Genomic DNA, 20,631 nt, shown 5'->3' with positions numbered 1-20,631 from the left:
CATCCTCGCCCCGGACGACGCGGTTGCCAACACCCGTCGGTCAGGACGAGGACAGGCGCCGCCTCCCCGACTCGGCGACCTTCGCCGCCCCGCGCCGCGCCCCGTGGGCCGCGCGGCGCAGCGGCCGCGGCGACGGCTCCGGCCACGGACCGACCGGCACCAGCACCCGTTCGGCCGGGGCGAACCCGGCGGGGTAGCCGGGCACCCGCCAGGTGCCGGCCGGCGCGTCCGGCGGCAGCCACTCCGGGCGCCACATGCCCAGCGCGAGGTCCAGGTCGGCCAGCCGGGGCGCGAGCTCGTCGGTCAGCTCGGTGCGCAGGTGCTCGGCCCACAGCCGTACCCGCAGGTCGCGCACCTGGTCGCCGGTGGTGACGAACGCCGTCGAGAGCTCGGTGTCGGTGCCGCGCATCGAGCGGGAGAAGAAGTTGGCCGACCCGACGGAGGCGAAGACGTCGTCGACCAGCGCCAGCTTGGTGTGGACGGTGAGGTCCTCGATCCGGTGCATGATCACGTTGCCGCGGTCGCCCGGATCGAGCTGGTCGATCACCCCACGCTGGACGTCGCCGGTGACGCGGCGGCGGAACTTGTTCACCCCGGCGTCGACCGGATCCTTGCGCCCGGAGCACACGAGCACGACCTTCACCCCGCGGGCGGCGGCGTCGCGCAGCAGCCCGTAGAGCCGGAACGCCCGGCGCCCGCCCGGGACCTCGAAGAAGTACTGGTCCTCCAGGTAGACGTAGCGGCGCGCACCGCGGATCGCGGTGGACAGGGTGTGGAAGACCTCCTGGGCGCCGTTGCGGGGCAGCACCGTCCAGTGCCGCCGGTAGAGCATCCCGAAGTGGTCGATCTTCCACGGCCGCAGCGAGCGCAGCACCTGCACCGCGGTGCCGGGCGCGGAGCGCGGCGGGGCGGGCGGCGACGGCGGCAGGTCGCGCCGGAACGGCTCGGGGTTCATCGGCTCCCAGTCGGTGGGGGTGACCATGAACCGGCGCGGCGGCAGCGTCGCCGCCTCGGTCCACCGGCCCCGGTACACCTCCCACACCCGGGCCGCGCCGGGCCCGTGCAGCGCGGCGGCGCCGTCGTGCCAGCCCCAGCGTTCCTCACCGATCGAGAGCCGGTCGTGCGGCTCGGCGTCGAACCGGTTGGCCGACAGGTCCAGCCCGCCGACGAACGCGGTCAGCTCCCCGCGGACGTGGGCGAGCACCACCTTCTGGTGGTGACAGCCGATCCCGGAGCCGGACCAGTCCAGCAGCACCCGCCCGGCGAGCTGCGGGCGGCGGCGCAGCTCCAGCGCGGCGAACGCGTTCGCCCGGAACGGGCCGATCGCCACGCCGGGCACCGATCCGGAGAACAGCGCCGCGGTGAGCAGCACCCGCACGTCCACGCCGGCGTCGACCAGACGGGCGAAGCGGTCGGCGAGGGCCTCGTAGCCGTCCTCGTCCGGGTCGAGACCGTTCAGGTCCATGTCCGGTTCCAGGTTCAGACCGGTGACCAGCACCGTGTCCCCCGGTCCGGCCCGGTCGAACAGCGCCCGCAGTCGGGCGAAGTAGTCGACGCCGTCGACGATCGGCTCCCACTCGGTGTCCTCGACGAAGGTGGGGCAGTCCGGGGTGGCGGGGGCCAGGTAGCGACGGGTCAGCGACGCCAGGTCGGCGGGCGGGGAGCCGGGCATGCCCGGACGCTATCCGGCGCGCCGGGGGTCGCGCCTACTCTGCGGGCATGGCACGTCCGGGAACGGTGGACCGGGTCTCCGCGGCCGTCGCGGCGACGGGCGCGGTGGTGGTCGGCGGCTGGTTCGTCGTGACCGGGGTGCAGATCGAGATGGTGGGGGCGCCGGGCCGGGGATCGCTCGACCGTGCGTTCCCGTTCCTGCTGGCCGCGGCCGCGGTCGCGGTGTTCGGGCTGATGGCGTGGCGCTCGTGGCGGGCGGCGGACCGCGCGGACGCGGCAGCACCCCCGGTCCCGGTGCCCGTGGTGCTGCCGACGCCGCTGCCCGGGTCGCCGACGACCCCGGCGCCGCCCGTCGCGGCACGGGTCGCCCCGGACCTGTCGGCCGAGGGCCGGGAACGGCTGGCGCACACGGTCGCGGTACTCGAGCGTGCGGGGGTGCTGCCGTCCGGCGTCGTCGAGCCCGATGCGCTGGCCGGCGGGGTCGCCGACCACGGCGAGCCGGTCACGACCGGGGCCGTGCTGGGCGCGCTGGGCGAGGCCGGGCCGGACGGCTGGGACGCCTTGCTGGCCCTCCTCCCGACCTGGGCCGAGCAGGACCCCGCCGAGCACGCCGCCGCGCTCGACCGGCTCGCCGGTCCGGACCACCGGGTCGCCGTCGCCGGAGCGTCGGTCGAGGTGGACGGCACGGCCGTCGCGGCCGTGACCGCCGGCCACCCGAAGGCCCTCGACCCCGGCCCGCTCGTCGCCGCCGCCCGTGCCCTGCGCGACCGCGGCGCGCCTCGGATCGCCTGGCTGTGGACCGACCAGCTGCTGTGGCTCGCGACGCCGTCGGTGTCGCCCGCCGAGCTGAACGACCTGCTCGACCAGCCCGTGTACGAGCTGTGGGAGTGGGCCGACGAGACCCGGGCCTAGAGCCCGCCGGTCTGCAGCAGCCGGTTCGGGGTACCGCCGGTGCCGCCGCCGTCGATCTTCCCCGGCACCGCGTTGTCGACGATCCACTTCTTGACGGTGGTGGCCGGCGCGTCGCCGCGGGCCTGCTTGTACAGCGCCGCCACCCCGGCCGCGAAGGGCGCGGCCATCGAGGTCCCGCTGTAGGAGGCGGTGCCGCCCCCGGGGACCGGCGCGACGATCCGGGTGCCCGGTGCGTAGAGCGAGACGCAACGGCCGGTCGAGGAGTTCGACGAGCGCTTGTCGTCGATCGTCGAGTTCGCGACGACCAGCACGTCACCGATCGCACGGGGCAGCGCGGTGCAGTCGTCGCCGCCGGTGTTGCCGGCCGAGGAGGCCGCGAACACCCCGGAGTCGATCATGCGCTGCACGGCCTGCTGGAGCATCGGCGAGCCGCCGTAGCTCCACGACATCACCGCGACCGCGGGGCCGCGCTTGTTCTTCGACACCCAGTCCAGACCGGAGATCAGCGACGACAGCGTCCCGGTGCCGTTGCAGTCGAGCACCTTCACCGCGCGCACGGTCGCGCCCGGGGCCACGCCGTAGTCCGTCGACGCGGCGATCCCGGCGACGACGGTGCCGTGCCCGTCGCAGTCGGTGTCGGTCCGGTCGATCGTGTTGAGCTCGAGCCTCGCCCGGCCGCCGAACTGCGGGTGGCTCGCGTCGACGCCGGTGTCGAGGACGAACACGTCCACGCCGGCTCCGGTCGCGGTGTGCCGGTACTGCCCGTCCAGCGGCAGGTTCGGCTGGTCGATGCGGTCGAGCCCCCAGTTGCCCGGCGCCTGCTCGGCACCCGCGGGCGGGCCGACCGGCGCGTCCTGGTGGACGGCCTGCGGGTCGAGCGGAGAGATCGTGCGGTCCTCCTCCACCCCGACGACGCCGGGCCGGTCGCGCAGCTCGGTCGCCTGGGCGGGGGTGAGGTCCGCGGCGAAGCCGTGCACCACGCTGTCGAAGGTGACCTTCGGCTCGACGCCGACGGACTCCGCGGCGGCCCGCGTCTGCCCGTCGGTCGCCGTCTGCACCAGGTACCCGGCGGGTGCCGACGGCGCCGTCCCGGCGGCGGACGCCGTCGGTGCGAGAGGAACACCGAGCGCGATCGCCAGGACACCGGCAGTGACCAGACGGGCGGCGCGGGGACGCATGGGGCTCACGGACAGCGACGCTATGCGCCTGTGACGCCTGGTGCGAGAGACACGATGGTGGCCCGGGTGACACCTGGGACCACCCGGGTGACGGAGCGTTTCGGTACCGGCGGTGCCGGGGAGGCCTGCCGACCGGGGCCCGGCAGGGCTCCGAGCTGCACGATCAGCGGATCGGCCGCGGCCCTCAGGCGTGCCGGCCGTGCACGGCGACCTCGGTCGCCTTCACCGCGAACCACACCTCGTGACCGGGTTCGACACCCAGTTCGGCGACGGCGGCCGGGGTGACGTCGGCGGCCAGTCCGGACACCCAGTCCGGCCCTCCGGCGACGGGTGCGGCCCGCAGCCGCACGGTGTCCCCGCGCGGCTCCAGCGCGGCGATCCGGACCGGGACGACGTTGCGCGGGCTGCCCTCGGGCCTGATCGCGTGCACCGCGACCGCGGACGGCGGGAACACCGCGACGGCGGGCTCCCCCTCGGCCACCTCGACGACCCGGCCCCGGATCTCGGTCCCGTCCGCGGTACGCACCCCGGAGCCCTCGGCCACGCCCGGCACCAGGTCCAGGCCGGCGATGCGGGCGGAGAACGCGCTCCGCGGCCGGGCCAGGACGTCCCGGGCGGGGCCGGACTCGACGATCCGGCCCCGGTCCAGCACGACGACGCGGTCGGCGAGCACGAGCGCGTCGAGCGCGTCGTGGGTGACCAGCAGGGCGGTCTGCTTGCCGTCGGCGATGACCCGGCGCAGCAGGGTGCGCATCGCGGGGGTGGCGTCGACGTCGAGGGCGGCGAGCGGCTCGTCGAGCAGCAGCAGCCCCGGCCCGGGCGCCAGCGCGCGGGCCAGCGCGACCCGCTGCTGCTGCCCGCCGGACAGCTGCGCGGGGCGGCGGGCGGCGAGCCCGCCGACACCGACGGCGTCGAGCAGCTCGCGGGCCCGGGAGTCGGCCGCGGCGCGGGGCGTGCCCTGCGCACGCGGCCCGAACGCGACGTTCGCCAGCGCCGACAGGTGCGGGAACAGCAGCGGCTCCTGGGCGAGCAGCCCGACACCGCGCCGGTGCGGCGGGACGAAGGTCCCGTCGGCGGTGTCGAGCAGGGTCCGGCCGTCGACGCGCAGGTGCCCGGAGTCCGGGCGCAGCAGCCCGGACAGGATGCCGAGCATCGTGGACTTGCCCGCCCCGTTCGGGCCGAGCACCGCGAGCACCTCGCCCGCGGCGACCGACAGCTCCATGTCCAGGGCGAACCCGTCCCGGTCCAGCCGCGCCCTCATGTCCACACCGGGCTCGACCGTGTCGCCGCCGCTGCTCATCCGCGGCCGTCCAGCCCGCGCGGACGCCCGACGACGATCACGACCAGCGACACGACGACCAGCAGCAGCGACAGCGCGACCGCTCCCGCGACGTCGGTCTCGCCCTGCAGGTAGACCAGCAGCGGCAGGGTCCGGGTGGTGCCCTCCAGGCTGCCGGCGAACGCGATCGTCGCCCCGAACTCGCCCATGCAGCGGGCGAAGGCCAGCACCAGCCCGGACGCCAGTCCGGGCAGCACCAGCGGCACGGTGACCCGGCGGAAGGCCAGCCCCGGCGACGCGCCGAGGGTGGCCGCGGTCGCCTCGTAGCGCTCTCCCGCGGTCCGCAGGGCGCCCTCCAGCGACACGATGAGGAACGGCATGGCGACGAAGGTCTGCGCCAGGACCACCGCGGCCGTCGAGAACGGGATGAAGATCCCGAACGCGGTGTCCAGGCCCTGCCCGACCAGGCCGTTCGCACCGAGCAGGAACAGCAGCGAGAGCCCGCCGACGACCGGCGGCAGCACCAGCGGGAGCAGGACGACCGAGCGGACCGCGCGCATCAGGCGGGGCAGCCGGTTGATCCGGCCGCGGGCCAGGACCACCGCGAGCGGCCCGCCGAGCAGCAGGCACAGCGTCGTGGAGATCGCCGCGGTGAGCAGCGACAGGCGCAGCGCCGACAGCGCGGCATCGCTGGTGAGCAGGCGGGGGGTCTCCGCCCAGTCGGCCTCCCACAGCAGCCCGAGCACGGGCAGCGCGATGACCAGGAAGCCGATGCCGGCCGGGACCCACATCCAGACCGGCAGTCCGACGCCCGTGCCGTGGCGGTCGGCGGCGCCCTCGCGGCGCCGGGTCGGGGCCGGCGCGGGGGCGGTGCCGGCCCCGGGGGTCACAGGTGCCCGCCCGGCGTCTCCACCACCACGTTCGTCGACTTGATCACCGCCACCGCGAGCGCCCCGGGCTCGAGACCGAGGTCGCGCACGGCCTCGCTGCTCATCAGCGACACCACGCGGTGCGGGCCGCACTGCATCTCGACCTGGGCCATCACCGTGTCGGCCAGCACCGAGGTGACCAGGCCGACCATGCGGTTGCGGGCCGAGCGCTGCACCACCGAGGGGTCCGGCGGGGCGGACGCGTGATCGCGGGCGAACGCGGCGAGCGCGGCTCCGTCGATGACCTTGCGGTTCGAGGCGTCCGCCTGCACCGGCAGCGTCCCCGCGTCCACCCAGCGGCGGACGGTGTCGTCGCTGACGCCGAGCAGTCGGGCGGCCTCGGAGATCCTGAAGTGCGGCACGACCCGGATACTATGGTCGCGCCTGCGGGGGTGCCACGGTGGATACCCCGCACGATGTCGGGATCGCGCGCTGCCGGGGCCTGCGGACCTATGGTCTGATCGGTGCCGTGGACTTCGCACCCAGCGCCGTGGCGGCCGACTACACCGCGCGCATGCGCGCCTTCCTCGACGAGGAGGTCCTCCCGGCCGAGGCCTCCTACGACGCGTTCCGGGCCGAGCGGCGCGGCACCCCGGAGGAGTGGGCCCTGCCCCCGGTGGTCGAGGAGCTGAAGGCGAAGGCCCGCGGGCGCGGCCTGTGGAACCTGTTCCTGCCGGACCTCTCGGGGCTGTCGAACCTGGAGTACGCGCCGGTCGCGGAGGTCTCCGGCTGGTCCCCGGTCATCGCGCCGGAGGCGATCAACTGCCAGGCCCCGGACACCGGGAACATGGAGACGCTCCACCTGTTCGGCACCGACGAGCAGAAGCAGCAGTGGCTGGAGCCGCTGCTCGACGGCGAGATCCGCTCGGCGTTCGCGATGACCGAGCCGGACGTCGCGTCGTCGGACGCCACGAACATCGAGACCCGGATCCGGCGCGACGGCGACGACTACGTCATCGACGGCCGCAAGTGGTGGATCTCCGGTGCCGCGGACGAGCGCTGCCGGATCTTCATCGTCATGGGCAAGACCGCCGACGACAGCGACGACACCGTGTCGACGCACCGCCGGCAGTCGATGATCCTCGTCCCGCGCGACACCCCCGGACTGACGATCGAGCGGCACCTGCCGACGTTCGGCTTCCAGGACCAGCACGGGCACTCCGAGCTGCGCCTCGAGGGCGTGCGGGTGCCGGCGTCGAACCTGCTCGGCGAGGAGGGCGGCGGGTTCGCCATCGCCCAGGCCCGGCTCGGCCCCGGCCGCATCCACCACTGCATGCGGCTGATCGGCATGGCCGAGCGCGCGCTGCACCTGATGACCGAGCGCGCCCAGGCGCGGGTCGCGTTCGGCAAGCCGCTGGCCGAGCAGGGCGTGGTGCGCGAGCAGATCGCGCTGTGCCGGATGGAGATCGAGCAGGCCCGGCTGCTGACGCTCAAGACGGCGTGGCTGATCGACAACCACGGCGCGAAGGGCGCGGCCACCGAGATCGCCGCGATCAAGGTCGTCGTGCCGCGGATGGCGTGCACCGTGATCGACCGGGCGATGCAGGTGCACGGCGGGGCCGCGATGAGCGACGACACCCCGCTGGCCTATTTCTACGCCTGGGCGCGCGCCCTGCGCTTCGCCGACGGGCCGGACGAGGTGCACATCCGCTCGGTGGCCCGGCAGGAGCTGAAGGCCCACCGGAAGTAATCGTGTCCCTGTCCTTTCGACTAGGTACACGATGACTAGTTCCGCACCTGCGACGGCGTGGGCCCGACCACGTCCGCGGGTGCGGATCACGGTTCTGAGCTGCGAAAACCCGCCCTGGGCGGGCCCGCACGGCGGGGGTTAGCCTCGGGCCCATGACCACCGAGCTCGGCCTGCCGTCGCTGCGGGGCGGCACGTCCCGCGACCCGGCCCGACCGGCCGACCCCCGTCTCGTCGACGGGTTCGGACGGGTCGCGACCGACCTGCGGATCTCGCTCACCGACCGCTGCAACCTGCGCTGCACCTACTGCATGCCCGCCGAGGGCCTGGACTGGATGCCACGCGAGGAGCAGCTGACCGACGCGGAGCTCAACCGGCTGATCGCGCTGGCGGTGCGCGACCTCGGGATCGAGGAGCTGCGCTTCACCGGCGGGGAGCCGCTGCTGCGCAAGGGCCTGGAGGAGATCTTCTCCGCGGCGTCGGCGCTGGAGCCCCGTCCGGACATCTCGCTGACCACCAACGGCATCGGGCTCGCCCGCCGCGCCGAGGCCCTCGCGGCCTCCGGGGTGAACCGGCTCAACGTCTCGATGGACACCCTGCGTCCGGAGCGGTTCGCGCAGATCACCCGGCGCGACCGGCTGTCGGACGTCATCGACGGGATGGCCGCCGCGCACGCCGCGGGCCTGTCCCCGGTGAAGATCAACGCGGTGCTGCTGCGCGGCGTGAACGACGACGAGGCCGCGGACCTGCTGGAGTTCGCGCTGACCCACGGCTACCAGCTGCGTTTCATCGAGCAGATGCCGCTCGACGCCCAGCACGGCTGGCGCCGCACCGAGATGATCACCGCCGACGAGATCCTCGCGCGGCTCGAGGAGCGCTTCGTGCTCACCCCGTCCGACGAGGACCGCGGCGGTGCGCCGGCCGAGCGGTTCGTGGTGAACGGGGGCCCCGCCACCGTCGGGGTGATCGCCTCGGTGACCCGTCCGTTCTGCGGGGCCTGCGACCGGACCCGCCTCACCGCCGACGGCCAGGTCCGCACCTGCCTGTTCGCCACCGGCGAGACCGACCTGCGCGCCATGCTCCGCGGCGGCGCGACCGACGCCGAGATCGCCGACGTCTGGCGCGACGCGATGTGGGGCAAGAAGGCGGGCCACGGCATCGACGACCCCGGATTCCTGCAGCCCGCGCGCCCCATGAGCGCGATCGGAGGATGAGCATGACCCCCTCGCTCAGCACGCCCCTGGTGACCCGCACGCTGACCGTCCGCTACTTCGCCGCCGCCAAGGCGGCCGCCGGAACCGGTGAGGAGACCGTCGAGCTCCCCGGCGACGCGACGGTGGCCGACGCCGTCGCCGCTCTCGGCACCGCGCACGGCCCGGAGCTGGGGCAGGTGCTGCTGCGCTGCAGCTTCCTGCTCGACGAGGTGGCGGTGCGCGACCGCTCCACCGCGGTCGGCGGGGCGGCCACGCTCGACGTGCTCCCGCCGTTCGCCGGCGGCTGAGACCCGGCGCCTCCGGCGGGGAGCCCGGTCCGTCCGGGCGGCTCGGTCCTCGGGGGCGGTCGCTCGGTCCACGGGGACGGTCGGTCAGTCCTCGGGGACGGTCGCGACCCGGCCGGTCGGCACCCCACCGGTGCAGCTCAGCGTGACCCGGACGTCCGGGACGTCGTCGCCGTCGAAGACGACCTCGGCCGGGCCGATGTCCTTGTCGTCCTCGCGCTCCCAGCCCTGCGCGGGGTTGACCGACACGATCCGCGGGGTCGTGCCGTCGCACCGGACCAGGACGTTGCCCGCCGTCCCGGCCTGCACCACCGCGGGCGGGGCGGAGGCGGGTGCCGTCGTCGGGACGGGCGCGGGTGCCGGTGGCGCGGCCGTGGCGGCCTGCTGGGCCAGGCGGGCGTCCACCTGCTCGGCACTGAGCGGCTGCGTCTGTGTGCCCGCGAGGTCGCTGCCGATGCTCCCGACGGCCGTCAGGCCCAGGAGCAGGGCACCCGCGGCCGCGGCGGTCCAGAGCGCGATCTGCAGGACGGGGCGCGTCGGTCGTTCCACGCGCACAGCATGCCCCGGACCCCGGTTAACGGATCCCTAAACGGGACACAAGCGACGGCTGTGTCCGCCGCGGGCGGGTCGCGGCGGATAGGTTCTCCCTCCGTGGCCCAGATCCTGATCGTCGAGGACGACCCCGGCATCCGCGGAGCGCTCATCCGCGGGCTGACCGAGCGGGGGCACGCCGTCGACTCCGCACCGACCGCGATGGCCGGGCTGGAGCACGCCGTCGGGAAGCGGCCCGACCTCGTGGTGCTCGACCTCGGCCTGCCCGACATGGACGGCACCACCATGCTGCGGATGCTGCGGGGCGCCAGCACGGTGCCGGTGATCGTCGCGACCGCCCGCGACGACGAGACCGAGATCGTCTCCGTGCTCGACGCGGGCGCCGACGACTACCTGGTCAAACCGTTCGCCGCCGCCCAGCTCGACGCCCGGATCCGGGCGGTGCTGCGCCGGCTCGGCGACGGGGCGGGCGACCCCTCCGTCGTCGTCGGCGGGCTGTCGGTGGACCCCCGTTCGCGGCGCGCGGTGCTCGACGGCACCGAGCTGGAGCTGACCCCGCGCGAGTTCGACCTGCTGCACCACCTCGCCGCCCGCGCCGACCAGGTCGTCAGCAAGCGGGAGCTGGTGACCGAGGTCTGGCAGCAGCCCTACGGCGGCGCCGACAAGACCGTCGACGTGCACCTGTCGTGGCTGCGCCGCAAGCTCGGCGAGACCGCGCAGGCCCCGCGCTACCTGCACTCGGTGCGCGGCGTCGGGGTCCGGCTGTCCGCGCCGCCGGCGCCGTCGGGGGCCGGGGAGGGCACCGCCTGATGCGACGGCGCATCCTCGTCCTCGTCGGGGCGACCGTGCTGCTGGTGCTGGTCGCGTTCGCGGTCCCGCTCGCGACGCTGATCCGCTCGGTCGCGGAGAGCTCGGCGGTGTCCGCGGCGACCGTCCAGGCCCAGGTGCTGACCCCGGCCGTCGCGGGCGGGGACCGGTCGGTGCTGGTCCCCGCCGTCCAGAACGCCGACGGCCGCGACGCCTCCGACGTCTCGGTGTTCCTGCCCGACGGCACCGTGCTCGGCGCGCCCGCACCACGCAGCCCGGTCGTCCGCCTGGGACTGCTCGGCACGAGCGCGTCGACCGAGGCGGCCGGCGGGCGCGAGCTGGTGTTCGCGGTGACCGGCGCCGCGGGCGGCAACGCCGCGATCCGCGTGTTCGTCCCCGACGCCGAGCTCACCCGCGGGGTGACCCGCTCCTGGCTGCTGCTGGGCGGGTTGTCGCTGGTGCTGCTCGCCGGAGGGCTGCTGCTCGCGGACCGGCTGGCCCGCACCCTCGTCGACGCCACCACCGACCTGTCCGGGGTGTCGGAGCGGCTCGCGGCCGGGGACCTGTCCGCGCGCGCCGACCCCGGCGCCCCGGCCGAGCTCGGTGTCGTCGCGAGCGCGCTGAACGGGCTGGCCGGGCGGATCTCGGAGCTGCTGCGCGAGGAGCGGGAGAACGTCGCGGACCTGGCACACCGGGTCCGCACCCCGCTGACCGCCCTGCAGCTCGACGCCGAGGCCCTGCGCGACCCGGACGAGTCCGCACGGCTGTCGGCCGGGGTCGACGGTGTCCGGCGCGCGGTCACGGGCGCGATCGAGCAGGCCCGGCGACGCGGCGGCACGACCCGCAGCGCGGACGCGGCGGCCGTCGTCCGGGAGCGGGTGGAGTTCTGGCGGGTGCTGGCCGAGGACACCGACCGCTCGGTGACCCTGCACCTGGCCGACGGCCCGCTGCCCGTGGCCTGCGCACCCGGCGACCTGGAGGCGTGTGTGGACGCGCTGCTGGGCAACGTCTTCGCGCACACCCCCGACGGCACGGCCTTCGACGTCGAGCTGTCGGCCCGGACCGGCGGGGGCGCCCGGATCGTCGTGCACGACGACGGTCCGGGGCTGCCGCCCGGGACCGACCCGACCTCCCGCGGGGTCAGCGGCGGCGGCTCGACGGGGCTGGGCCTCGACATCGCCCGGCGCACCGCCGACCAGGGCGGCGGGGCGCTGACGGTGCTCTCCCCGGCCGGCGGCGGGCTGCGGGTGGAGCTGGAGCTGGGGCCGCCCGCGGGCTGAGCGGGCACCGATCTTGGGGTGCCGTTAGGGGTCGTGCAGCGCGCCGTTGATCGACAGCGCGGCATCGTCACCGGTGTCAGCACGACCCCTCCCGGAAGGACATCCCGATGCCCTCGAAGATCTCCGTCGCCGCCCTCGCCGCCACCGGCCTGCTGCTCGTCGGCGGCGGCGCCGCGTGCGCCTCGCCGGCCGAGGTCGCCGTGACCCCCGCCGCGCAGAGCACCGCCGACACCGCCCCCGCACCGGGCGCAGGCGCTGGTGCTGGTGCCGCGGTGGACCGTGCCGCGGCCGAGCGGATCGCCGTCGAGCGGGCCGGGGGCGGGCAGGTCGTGGAGGTCGAGTTCGACCGCGCCGACGACGACCGCGACGACGACCGCGACGACGACTCCCGCTCCGACGGCCGCGACCACTGGGAGGTCGAGGTCCGCACCGCCGACGCCGGGCACGACGTCGACGTCGACGCCGCGACCGGTGAGGTCCTCGACCACGACATCGACCGGAACGACCGCACCGACGACGACCGCACCGACGACGACCGCACCGACGACGACAGTGACGACAGCTGATCCGGGCCGGGTGAGCCCTCAGGCCGGGGCGAGCCCGGCGCGCCAGTCCGGGTCGCCGGCCAGGACCGTGACCCCGACGGCCTCCTGCGCCAGGCGCGCCCCGGCCGCGAAGAGGTCGCGGACGGGGCCGCGCAGTCCGGCGTCGAGCCACTCGACGTCGCTGTGGTCCACCGTCCGCGCCGAGGCCGGACGCCCGTGCCGCAGCAGCGCCCGGTACAGCCCGGTCGCGGGCCGCACCGGCGGCAGGCCGTGCGCCGCGGCGAGGTCGGAGGCGGCCCGCGGGATCCGCAGCCCGGCGGCGTCGACGTCGCCGAAGTAGCGGACCGCCGCGGGCGGGTCGTCGCGCAGGGCGAGCACCGACGCGGTGAACGCGTTCCCCGCGCCCCAGGCGAGACCACCGACCGGGCCGGGGTCGGGCGCCAGGGCGCGGCGCAGCGAGTCCAGGGTGTCGGCGTTCTCGACGACGAGCAGCACCGGCCCGCCGCCGGGCAGGCGCTCGCGGTGCAACGGCGGGACGACCCGGCGGGCCCGCAGGACCTCCGGGGTCAGCCCGCCGGGCAGCGGGCCGTCGAAGGCCTTCTCATCGCCGGTGATCTCCAGCGCGCGCTCGCGCAGCGGGACCTCCACCGCGCGGGACGCGTGGGCGAACAGCCAGTCGTTGACCTGCAACAGCACCCGCGACGGCCGCCGCAGATCCGCGGCCCCCGCCAGCGCGGGATGCCACGGGCCCCGGTCCGCGGCCGGGGCGGCGTCGGTGCGCGGCCGGACCAGCCGTACCGAGTTCGGGAGCGGCGGCACCCCGTCGTCGGTCCGGCCGGTCGGCTCCAGCACGCCCGCGGCGGCCAGCTCGGCCAGGACCCCGGCAAGGTTCCGCCGGGCGTCGACGCTGCCGACCATCGTGGGGTCCGCCTGCAGGAACGCCGCGCGCACCGCCGAGCGCGGAATCCGGGTGCGCCCGGAGGCCGCCAGCAGCTCCGCGAGCCGCTCCGCGACCGGCCCGGGCGGGGTCATCCGGCCGACCCCGCGCCGTCGTCGCCGGTGCCGGCGGCCACCGCGGCCTCGGGGCGCCGGTAGACGCGGGCGGCGGTGATCCGGCCGCCGGGGGCGTCGGCGTCGGGCACCGACCGGGTGACCCGCTCGTCGACGGACAGGTACTTGCGTCCGGCCCGCAGGTCGGCGTCGTTGCGCAGCCGCACGAGCAGCGGGAACGACGACAGCGCGCCCGCGTCGAACAGCCCGGTCGTGTAGACCAGCTGCACCCCCAGGGCCTGCGCGACGCCGAACTGCAGCTCCAGCAGGTATCCCGCCGACGCCCGCCCGATCGGGTTGTCGAGGAACAGCACGCCCGCGTGCGCCCGCCTGCCCTGCCCGCGCTGGTGCGCCCGCAGCGCCGCCATCGTGCAGTACAGGACGATCGCCGCGGTCAGCTGCTGCCCGCCGGAGAACACGTCCTTGATCGCGGAGACGCGCAGCCGCTCGGTGCGCAGCACGGCGTCGGGCTTGAGCATCTCGACCCGGACGCCCTTCGGCATCGCCGCCCGGACCCCGCGCAGCAGCATGGACATGCCGTCGCGCCGGTCCTTCGCCTTCCCGCCCGCCATGCCGGTGGCGGTGCGGTCGACGACGGCGCCGAGCTCGTGGCGCAGCGCCGCGTCGGGCAGCTCCTCGAACCGGATCCGCAGGAACTGCTGGCCCGACCAGTCGCCGAGGCCCTCGGGCAGCTGGGACAGCCGCTGCGCGAGACGCACCATGCGCAGCGCCTCGCCGACCATCCCGGACAGCCGGGTGACGATCCCGGAGCGGTGCCGCTCGATGTTGCCGAGGTCGTCGTCGAGGGAGCGCAGCCGCGGGCGCAGCGCGGCGATCCACTCGGCGGCGAGGCCGGGCATCTCCGACCGGTCGACGCCGCCGATGTGGCGGTGCACCGGCGAGGTCAGGGTCGCGAACCGCGGGTCCTGCGCGAAGCGGGCGACGGCGTCGACCCCCTCGCGGACCTTCTTCTCGGCCCGCGTCCGCTCCCCCGCCGCGTCGCGGACGGCGTTCTGGTGGCGCTTGAGCGCGGCCTGGGCGGCCTCGACGTCACCGTCGAACGGCACCCCGGACGGCTCGGGCGTCTCGTCCAGCGAGGACACGACCAGCCCGAACCCGCGGGCGAGGTCGGTGGCGGTGCGGTGGGCGTCCTCGGCGTCGGTCCGGGCCCGACGACGGCGTTCCAGGTCCTTGCCCGCCGCGTCCAGGTCGGCCGTGGCGCGGGCGACCAGCTCGCGGCCGTGGTCGGCGTCGCGGGGCGGGTCGTAGGGGTCGATCGGCCGCTCGCCGCCGGTGAACCGCTCCAGCTCGCGGCGGGCGACGGCCAGCTCGGTCGCGGCGTCGGCGCGGCGGCTCTCGGCCTCGTCGTAGGCGGTCCGGGCCTGCTCGGCGGCGGCGCGACGGCTGGCGGCGTCGGCGCCGTCGGGGGTGTGCAGGAACGCCGTCGCGGCCTCGACGACGGTGCGCGGCAGCCCGTCGACGGCGACCCGCCGCTCCCGCGCGTCGGCCTCGGCCCGCTCCAGCGCACCGTGCAGGTCGGTGTCGACGGAGGCCGAGGCGTAGGCGTCGCGGGCCCGCTGGAACTCCTCGCGCAGCTCGGCCAGCGACGTCCCGGGGGTCCCCTCCGGCTCCCCGTCCCGGCCGCCGACCTCGTCGGCGGAGACCGGGAGCGCCGCGGCCTCGTCGCGCAGGGTCGTGCCGATGCCGCGCTGCCGGTCGCGCGTCTGCTGGGCGGCGGCGGCCTCGCGACCGGCGCGGTCGGCGGTGGTCCCGGCGGCGTCGGCGTCCTCGCGGGCCCGCGCGGCGTCGGCCTCCCCGGTGCGCATCCGCTCCTCGTGCGTCGCCCGGCGGGCGAGCTCGGTGCGCAGCGCGGCGAGCGCGTCCGCCCGGCGACGGGTGTCCCCGGCGGTGCGCTCCAGGCCGGGCCGGTCGACGGTGAGCCGGTCGGCGCGCTCGTCGAGGTCCTCGACCTCGGCGCGGGTCGCCTCGTGCTCGGCGACGGCGGCGGCCCGCGTGGTCTCCGCGGCCTCGGCGGCGGCGGTCAGGTCGGCGAGGGTGGGACGTCGGTCGCGCAGCGCGGCGAACCGGTCCCGCAGCCTGCGGTCGTCGTCGAGGACGGTCTCCAGCTCGGCGAGCCGGGCGGCGCGCTCGGTGGTCTCGGCGACGAGCCGGACCCGGACCTGCTCGGCGGCCTCCTCGTCGTGCAGGGCCGGGTTGGGCGGCACGACGAAGTCGATCCCGGGCGCCGCGTCGGCGTCGGCGCGCAGCGCGGCGGTGGTGCCGACCGCGACCAGGCAGGCCGGCAGCAGCCGCGCCGCGTCCAGCTCGGCGCGGGCCCGCTCGGCGTCGCGCGCGTCGTTGAGCAGCACCCCGCCCGCCAGGTGCGGCAGCCGCGCCAGCACGGCCTCCCGGTCGGGGGCGGGCAGCTTCGCCAGGTAGCGACGGCCGGACCAGGCGGTGATCCCGGCGGCCTCCAGCACCGCGAGGACGTCCTCGATCTCCGTCGGGTCGGGCAGCAGGCCGCCGTCGCCGAGCGCGGCGAGGGCGCGTTCGTCGCGGCGCTGGTCGCCGTGCAGGGTCGTCCGCTCCCGCTCGGCGCCGCGGATCGCGGTGGTCAGGGTGTCGACGACGAGGCCCGCGTCGGTGTCCGGGCGGATCTCGTCGAGTCCGAGCAGCTCCGCGGGCCGGGCCTCCCCGGCGAGCGCGACGGCGTCGGCCTCCGCGGCGGAGCGCGCGGCCTCGGCGGCCGCGGCGTCGGCGCGGGCGGCGGCCGCCGCGTCCTGGGCGGCGGTGCGGCGGGCCTCGGCGGCCCGGCGCTCCTCGCGGATCGTGGCGGCCGCGCTGTCGGCGTCGGCGAGCGCGGTGGCGCACCGCTCCGCCTCGGTCCGGGCCGCGGCCGCGGAGTCCTCGACGTCGGCGGCGGTCGAGCCCGCCTTCAGGTGCCCGGCGGAGACGGCGGCGGCGACCCGGGTGTCGAGGTCGTCGAGGGCCTCGCGGGCGGTGGCGGCGGCGCTCTCGGCGCGGGCGGCGTCGGCGGTGCGGGTGACCTGCTCGCGACGGGCGGCCGCCGCGCGCTCCTCGGCGTCGGCACGGTGTTCCTCCGCCGCGTCGGCGGCGGCGTCGGCCTCCGCGGCGACCCGGGCCAGCGCGACCGCGAGCGCGCGGGCGGCATCCTGCCGGGCGGCGAGCGCGGGCCGGGCCTTCTGCTCCTCCTCCTCGACGCGGGCGCGCAGCCGCGCGGCCTCGGCGGCGGCGACGCGGTGCGCCAGGACCGGTTCGACGGCGTCGCGGGCCATCGAGACGGCCGACGCGGCGTCGCGCTCGCGGGTCGCCTCGGCCGCGGCCCGCTCGGCGGCCTCGACGGCGAGCCCCGCGGTGAGTCTGCGCAGCTCACCGACGGTGTCCTGCAGCCGCTCCGCCGCCCGGGCCGCGGACTGCTCGGCCTCGACCGCGCCGGTGGCCTCCTCGGCGGCGGCCACCGAGCGGGCCTCCTCGGCGATCCGGCGGGCCGCGATCCGCGACGCGGTCGCCACCAGCTCGGTGCGCGCGGCCGTCTCGGTGTCACGGGCGGCGGTCGCGGTGGCCTCGGCGTCGACCATCGGCTCGAGCCGGGACAGCGTGCCGTCGACGAACTCCCGCTCGGTCTCCAGCTCCTCGCGCTGGGCGAGCCGGTCGGCGTAGCCGGCGACGAGCTCGGCGACGTTCTGCGGCTCCGCCGGGTCGAGCACCGCGCGCAGCAGGAAGTCGACGAACGCCTCGTCGGAGGAGAACGAGAACGCCTCGGCGGCCTCGCCCTCGCCGGCGTTCATCGCGCGCTGGTAGCGGAACAGCTCCGGGTCCAGGCCGACCTCGACGAGGTGGCGGGTCCAGTCCCGGTGCCCGGTCTCCCAGGCGAGCTCGGCGTCGGGGTGCTCGCGGTGCGCGGTCTGCAGGCGCTCCCGGAAGGCGGCCAGGGTGACCCGGCGCCCGTCGTGGGTGAACGGCAGGTCGTCGAGGCCCATCCCGGGGACCGGCCGGAAGGAGAACCAGGCGTCGGCCAGCTTCTCCGGGTCGCTGGAGGCGACGTGCCCGCGCCACTCCGACACCTTCCCGGTGACCAGCAGCCGTCCGGTGCCGACGTGCATCCACTCGCAGACGACGTGCGCCACGTCCTCGGCCAGCACGAAGTTCTCCAGCACCGTGGTGCTGGTGGTCCCGACCACCTGGCGCCGCCCGGGCAGCAGGACCGAGAAGATCAGCTTGAGCAGGACGGACTTGCCGCCGCCGTTCTCGAGGAACAGCACCGAGGCCGGCGACGGCCGACGCGGCGTCGTGCGGTCGAGCGCGTCCGGGGCGAACAGGTCCTCCTGCACGGCGACCTTCACCGGGGCCCCGACGCCCCGCAGGTCGAGTGCGACGTCCTGGTAGCGGGCGGCGGTCGGACCGACGGAGAACAGGCGGACGCGGGTCAGCTCATACATCGCGGTCCTCCGTGGGGTGGTCGGTCGGCGAGGTGTCCGACGGGCCGGCCGGATCCGCACGCTCCGTACCCGTATCGGCAGGGTGTCGGTCCCCGGCCGTGTCGCCACCCCCGGCACCGTCCTGTGCGAACTCGCTTACCGGGTCAGCGGGTTCCCCCGACACAGCCCCGCCGACGGGATCGACAACGCCCATCGGGTCACCGGCCACGCCGTCACCCCCGACACCGCTCTGCACGAACTCGCTTACCGGGTAAGCGAGTTCCACGGACACGGGGCCCTCGACCGAGCCGACCGAGCCGTCGGTCCCGGCACCGTTCGCCCCGTTCACTGGATGAACGATGTCCGAGGAGGTCTCCCCCACAGGCTGCCTCGCCGCGGGTGCCGGATCGAGTGCCGACGACGGCCCGGCCCTCTCCCCCGACCCCGGCGGATCGTCGAGGTCGGGCGCGCTTCCCGTCCCGGCCGCGCCCTGAGCACCGGACCCGGGCGCGTCGAACACGCCGTCGTGCTCGGTCACCAGGGTCCCGGCGGCGGTCGCGGCGGGCAGGACGTTCAGGGCCAGCAGTTCGTCGAAGGCCCGCTGGGCCGCAAGCTCGCGCACCTGAACCTGGTAGCGCGGCGTCGTCCGGTAGGCGCCCTCCGCGCCGACCGGGACGAGGAAGCCCTGGTCGGCGAGGAACCGCAGCGCCTTGCCGACGATCCCGCGGGTGGTGGACTCCCCGACGCGGCCGTCCTTGGTCGCGGTGGCCTCCGGGCGACGCTGCCAGACCCGCCAGACCTCCTCGAGCTGCGGGGCGTCGGACTCGGGGTCGGCGGGCCCCGCGGCACGCTCGGCCAGCACCCGGCAGGCCTCGCGGACGGCGCCGTCGACGAGCTCCACCGAGACCCGGCCGACGTAGGAGTCGTCGCCGAGGTCGTCGGGGCGCGGGAAGGCCAGCGCGGCGACGGCGAGGTGCGCGATCCCGTGCAGGACCTTGTCGGCGCCCCGGTTGGCCAGGGCGGTGCGGCGGGCGTACTCGTCCATCCGGATCTCGAACACCGAGCCCTCGGTCGCGGCGAGCACGATGCCCGGGCCGGTGTCGACGGCCAGCACCACCAGGCCCAGACCGGACGCGACGCGCTGCACGGTCGTGCGGAACTCGTCGTCCTCGCGGTAGCGCCGGACCAGGTCGGCGTAGTCGGGGTCGCGGCCGGGCAGCGCCTTGGGGCGCATGCCGTAGCCGACCAGGCGGGCCGCGGTCTCGGTGTCACTCATGTCTGCGCCGTCCGTCGGTTCGTCTGTCCGCCCTGCACCCCGGCCCGCGCCAGCAGCAGGTCGGCGCCGCCGAACTCGGGGTCGTCGAGGACCGTCCCGTCGTCGACGGCGACCAGCACCGACGGGTCGCCCTGGGTCCGTGCCGTGGCCACCGCCGTCCCGACGGCGTGCATCGCCCGCAGCGCGACCAGCTGCGGCAGCTCCGCCCCGGCCGCGCGGGCCGCCGCGAGCGCCGCGGACAGCCGCACCGGGTGCTCGACGTCGGCGGGCAGCACCGCGTCGGCGGCCGCCCACGTCTCCACCCCGAACCGCTCGCGCGGCTGCGGCGCCAGCTCCGGCTCGGGCACCTCGGCGCCGAAGGGGTCACGGTCGCTCGGCGGTGTCAGCAACGTCTCGACCAGCCCGCCCAGGCTCGGCACCGACGGGTTCCGCACGCCGGCCCCGGCACCGAAGTAGCCGGTCACCGGGTCGTGCGCCGCCTCGACGGTCAGCGCCAGCGACGGCCGCAGCAGCTGCCCGAACACGTCGACGGCGGCCCGCTTCGGCCTCCCGGAGAACTGCTGGCGGTCCTGCTCGGCGCGGAACGACGCGCCCGCCTCCTGCAACCGTGCCTGCAGCTGGGTGTGTCGCTGGATGCAGTCGTCGACGACGGTCACCAGCTCCGCGGCCTGCCTGCGGCGCCCGGGCTCGGTGGCCTCGTCACGGGCGTCGGCGATGTTCGCCTTGATCATCGTCTCGGCGCGGTAGCGGGACTCGATGTGGGTGAGCGCCTCGTCGAGCAGCTGCGGGACCGCGTCGAGCCAGTCCACCGAGCGGACGTCGCGCCGGGTCGCCTCGAGCTTGCGCCGCAACGACTCCGCGTACTGCACGGTCCGGTAGCGGGCCTGCTCGGCCGCCAGCCGGGCGTCGCCGAGACGACCGCGGACGATCAGCGTCTCCAGCTTCGTCTCGGCGGCCTCCTGGGCCGACTCGACGTCGGTGTCCAACGCCCCGACCAGCACGTTGATCGCCTCGTCCGAGGCGCGCAGGTAGATCCCGCCGTCCGGGGCGGCCACCTCGACGAGCAGCTTGAAGTCGAACCGGCGACGCACGTAGCGCCCGTCGTCGTCGGTCGTGCCGTACTCCACGGCGAACCCGCGGTCGATCGACCCCACGTTGATCAGGTTGTCGATCACCCACTGCGCGACGCGGACGTACTCCGACCGCGGCGCCCCCGGCACCTGCGCGCCCACGAACGGCAGCAGCCGCCGGACGACCTCCGCATGGTCGGCACCGTGGTCGAAGTCCATGGCCAGGGTGACCTGGTCGATCGCCTGCAGGCCGATCTCGGCCATCTGGTAGCCGGTCGCGTCCCAGTCGAGCCGCCCCTTGCGGGCGTCGAGGTCGTGCAGCGGCGCCGTGCAGGCCAGGGCCTTCAACCGGCGCGCCACTCCCTCGTCCGGGCTGATGGTCGACACCCCGACGACTGTAGTTCGGCCGCTCCGGGCCCTAACGCCGCCTTAGGGCTCACGCAGCGCGACCTTGGGGC

The 20,631-nt window shown here is 76.1% G+C and carries 16 protein-coding genes and 1 pseudogene; 7 read left to right on the top strand and 10 right to left on the bottom strand.

All coding sequences use genetic code 11. From position 1 onward, the window contains the following. Positions 1 to 40: 40 nt before the first annotated feature. A complete protein-coding gene (locus KPF22_RS04885) occupies positions 41 to 1,672 on the bottom strand; it encodes a phosphatidylserine/phosphatidylglycerophosphate/cardiolipin synthase family protein (protein WP_224401357.1) in 1,632 nt (543 codons plus the stop codon). 47 nt (positions 1,673 to 1,719) lie between these two features. Here KPF22_RS04885 and KPF22_RS04880 point away from each other — a divergent pair, with 47 nt between their 5' ends. Next, a complete protein-coding gene (locus KPF22_RS04880; protein ID WP_224401356.1) occupies positions 1,720 to 2,583 on the top strand; it encodes a hypothetical protein in 864 nt (287 codons plus the stop codon). On the opposite strand, the gene KPF22_RS04875 is transcribed toward KPF22_RS04880, so the two are convergent. The 4 genes from KPF22_RS04875 to KPF22_RS04860 all read right to left on the bottom strand — a co-directional run bounded on the left by KPF22_RS04875 (position 2,580) and on the right by KPF22_RS04860 (position 6,331). After that, positions 2,580 to 3,761 (bottom strand): S8 family peptidase, encoded by a 1,182-nt coding sequence (locus tag KPF22_RS04875; protein WP_224402376.1) that lies wholly within the window; start codon positions 3,759 to 3,761, stop codon positions 2,580 to 2,582. The genes KPF22_RS04880 and KPF22_RS04875 overlap by 4 nt on opposite strands. Positions 3,762 to 3,945: 184 nt before the next feature. Next, positions 3,946 to 5,061 carry a sulfate/molybdate ABC transporter ATP-binding protein gene (locus KPF22_RS04870; RefSeq protein WP_374107456.1) on the bottom strand — a complete coding sequence of 372 codons (1,116 nt, stop codon included), beginning with the start codon at positions 5,059 to 5,061 and terminating at the stop codon, positions 3,946 to 3,948. Beyond that, the gene (locus KPF22_RS04865; RefSeq protein WP_062403827.1) at positions 5,058 to 5,831 is read right to left on the bottom strand and encodes an ABC transporter permease; all 774 of its coding nucleotides are present in this window, start codon (positions 5,829 to 5,831) and stop codon (positions 5,058 to 5,060) included. The genes KPF22_RS04870 and KPF22_RS04865 overlap by 4 nt, the downstream gene beginning before the upstream one ends. A 95-nt stretch (positions 5,832 to 5,926) precedes the next feature. After that, entirely contained in the window at positions 5,927 to 6,331 is a 405-nt protein-coding gene (locus KPF22_RS04860; RefSeq protein WP_062398137.1) for a molybdopterin-binding protein, read from the bottom strand. A 107-nt stretch (positions 6,332 to 6,438) separates the two neighbouring features. Between KPF22_RS04860 and KPF22_RS04855 the strand changes: the two genes are divergently transcribed. The 3 genes from KPF22_RS04855 to KPF22_RS04845 all read left to right on the top strand — a co-directional run bounded on the left by KPF22_RS04855 (position 6,439) and on the right by KPF22_RS04845 (position 9,157). Beyond that, on the top strand, positions 6,439 to 7,659 hold the full coding sequence (locus KPF22_RS04855) for an acyl-CoA dehydrogenase family protein (protein ID WP_374107455.1): 1,221 nt from the start codon (positions 6,439 to 6,441) through the stop codon (positions 7,657 to 7,659). Positions 7,660 to 7,811: 152 nt separating this feature from the next. Beyond that, entirely contained in the window at positions 7,812 to 8,870 is a 1,059-nt protein-coding gene (gene moaA / locus KPF22_RS04850) for a GTP 3',8-cyclase MoaA (protein ID WP_178375880.1), read from the top strand. Between the two features lie 2 nt (positions 8,871 to 8,872). Next, complete coding sequence (locus KPF22_RS04845; protein WP_208818899.1) at positions 8,873 to 9,157, top strand: MoaD/ThiS family protein; 285 nt, start codon at positions 8,873 to 8,875, stop codon at positions 9,155 to 9,157. An 84-nt stretch (positions 9,158 to 9,241) separates the two neighbouring features. Here KPF22_RS04845 and KPF22_RS04840 read toward each other — a convergent pair whose 3' ends face one another. After that, positions 9,242 to 9,703: a hypothetical protein gene (locus KPF22_RS04840; RefSeq protein WP_224401355.1), complete on the bottom strand. Its 462-nt coding sequence runs from the start codon at positions 9,701 to 9,703 to the stop codon at positions 9,242 to 9,244. Positions 9,704 to 9,805: 102 nt separating this feature from the next. Here KPF22_RS04840 and KPF22_RS04835 point away from each other — a divergent pair, with 102 nt between their 5' ends. The 3 genes from KPF22_RS04835 (at position 9,806) to KPF22_RS04825 (ending at position 12,359) form a co-directional block, all read left to right on the top strand. Continuing rightward, entirely contained in the window at positions 9,806 to 10,516 is a 711-nt protein-coding gene (locus KPF22_RS04835) for a response regulator transcription factor (RefSeq protein ID WP_208818897.1), read from the top strand. Beyond that, on the top strand, positions 10,516 to 11,793 hold the full coding sequence (locus tag KPF22_RS04830) for a HAMP domain-containing sensor histidine kinase (protein WP_224401354.1): 1,278 nt from the start codon (positions 10,516 to 10,518) through the stop codon (positions 11,791 to 11,793). Before KPF22_RS04835 ends, KPF22_RS04830 begins: the two co-directional genes overlap by 1 nt. 107 nt (positions 11,794 to 11,900) lie before the next feature. After that, positions 11,901 to 12,359, top strand: a complete 459-nt coding sequence (locus KPF22_RS04825) for a PepSY domain-containing protein (protein ID WP_224401353.1) — start codon at positions 11,901 to 11,903, stop codon at positions 12,357 to 12,359. Positions 12,360 to 12,377: 18 nt separating this feature from the next. Here KPF22_RS04825 and KPF22_RS04820 read toward each other — a convergent pair whose 3' ends face one another. From KPF22_RS04820 to KPF22_RS04805, 4 genes and pseudogenes are all read right to left on the bottom strand, one after another. After that, positions 12,378 to 13,370, bottom strand: coding sequence for a DUF2399 domain-containing protein (locus tag KPF22_RS04820; RefSeq protein WP_208818894.1), 993 nt, complete (start codon positions 13,368 to 13,370; stop codon positions 12,378 to 12,380). After that, positions 13,367 to 17,848: a hypothetical protein gene (locus KPF22_RS04815; protein WP_224401352.1), complete on the bottom strand. Its 4,482-nt coding sequence runs from the start codon at positions 17,846 to 17,848 to the stop codon at positions 13,367 to 13,369. Before KPF22_RS04815 ends, KPF22_RS04820 begins: the two co-directional genes overlap by 4 nt. A 517-nt stretch (positions 17,849 to 18,365) precedes the next feature. Continuing rightward, positions 18,366 to 19,103 (bottom strand): annotated as a pseudogene (locus KPF22_RS04810) (hypothetical protein); the annotation flags it as partial. Further along, positions 19,100 to 20,560: a hypothetical protein gene (locus tag KPF22_RS04805; protein WP_224401351.1), complete on the bottom strand. Its 1,461-nt coding sequence runs from the start codon at positions 20,558 to 20,560 to the stop codon at positions 19,100 to 19,102. The gene KPF22_RS04805 and the pseudogene KPF22_RS04810, both read right to left, overlap by 4 nt. Positions 20,561 to 20,631: the final 71 nt, after the last annotated feature.

This window comes from Pseudonocardia sp. ICBG1034, assembly GCF_020131375.1.
Taxonomy (GTDB): Bacteria; Actinomycetota; Actinomycetes; order Mycobacteriales; family Pseudonocardiaceae; genus Pseudonocardia; species Pseudonocardia alni.
This window is presented reverse-complemented; position numbering and strand designations above follow the sequence as displayed.

Excerpts from the sequence above, each read along its gene's own strand:
- KPF22_RS04885 (WP_224401357.1), bottom strand. The coding sequence starts at position 1,672 with ATGCCCGGCTCCCCGCCCGCCGACCTGGCGTCGCTGACCCGTCGCTAC.
- KPF22_RS04880 (WP_224401356.1), top strand. The coding sequence starts at position 1,720 with ATGGCACGTCCGGGAACGGTGGACCGGGTCTCCGCGGCCGTCGCGGCG.
- KPF22_RS04875 (WP_224402376.1), bottom strand. The coding sequence starts at position 3,761 with ATGCGTCCCCGCGCCGCCCGTCTGGTCACTGCCGGTGTCCTGGCGATC.
- KPF22_RS04870 (WP_374107456.1), bottom strand. The coding sequence starts at position 5,061 with ATGAGCAGCGGCGGCGACACGGTCGAGCCCGGTGTGGACATGAGGGCG.
- KPF22_RS04865 (WP_062403827.1), bottom strand. The coding sequence starts at position 5,831 with ATGTGGGTCCCGGCCGGCATCGGCTTCCTGGTCATCGCGCTGCCCGTG.
- moaA (WP_178375880.1), top strand. The coding sequence starts at position 7,812 with ATGACCACCGAGCTCGGCCTGCCGTCGCTGCGGGGCGGCACGTCCCGC.
- KPF22_RS04845 (WP_208818899.1), top strand. The coding sequence starts at position 8,873 with ATGACCCCCTCGCTCAGCACGCCCCTGGTGACCCGCACGCTGACCGTC.
- KPF22_RS04830 (WP_224401354.1), top strand. The coding sequence starts at position 10,516 with ATGCGACGGCGCATCCTCGTCCTCGTCGGGGCGACCGTGCTGCTGGTG.
- KPF22_RS04825 (WP_224401353.1), top strand. The coding sequence starts at position 11,901 with ATGCCCTCGAAGATCTCCGTCGCCGCCCTCGCCGCCACCGGCCTGCTG.
- KPF22_RS04820 (WP_208818894.1), bottom strand. The coding sequence starts at position 13,370 with ATGACCCCGCCCGGGCCGGTCGCGGAGCGGCTCGCGGAGCTGCTGGCG.
- KPF22_RS04815 (WP_224401352.1), bottom strand. The coding sequence starts at position 17,848 with ATGTATGAGCTGACCCGCGTCCGCCTGTTCTCCGTCGGTCCGACCGCC.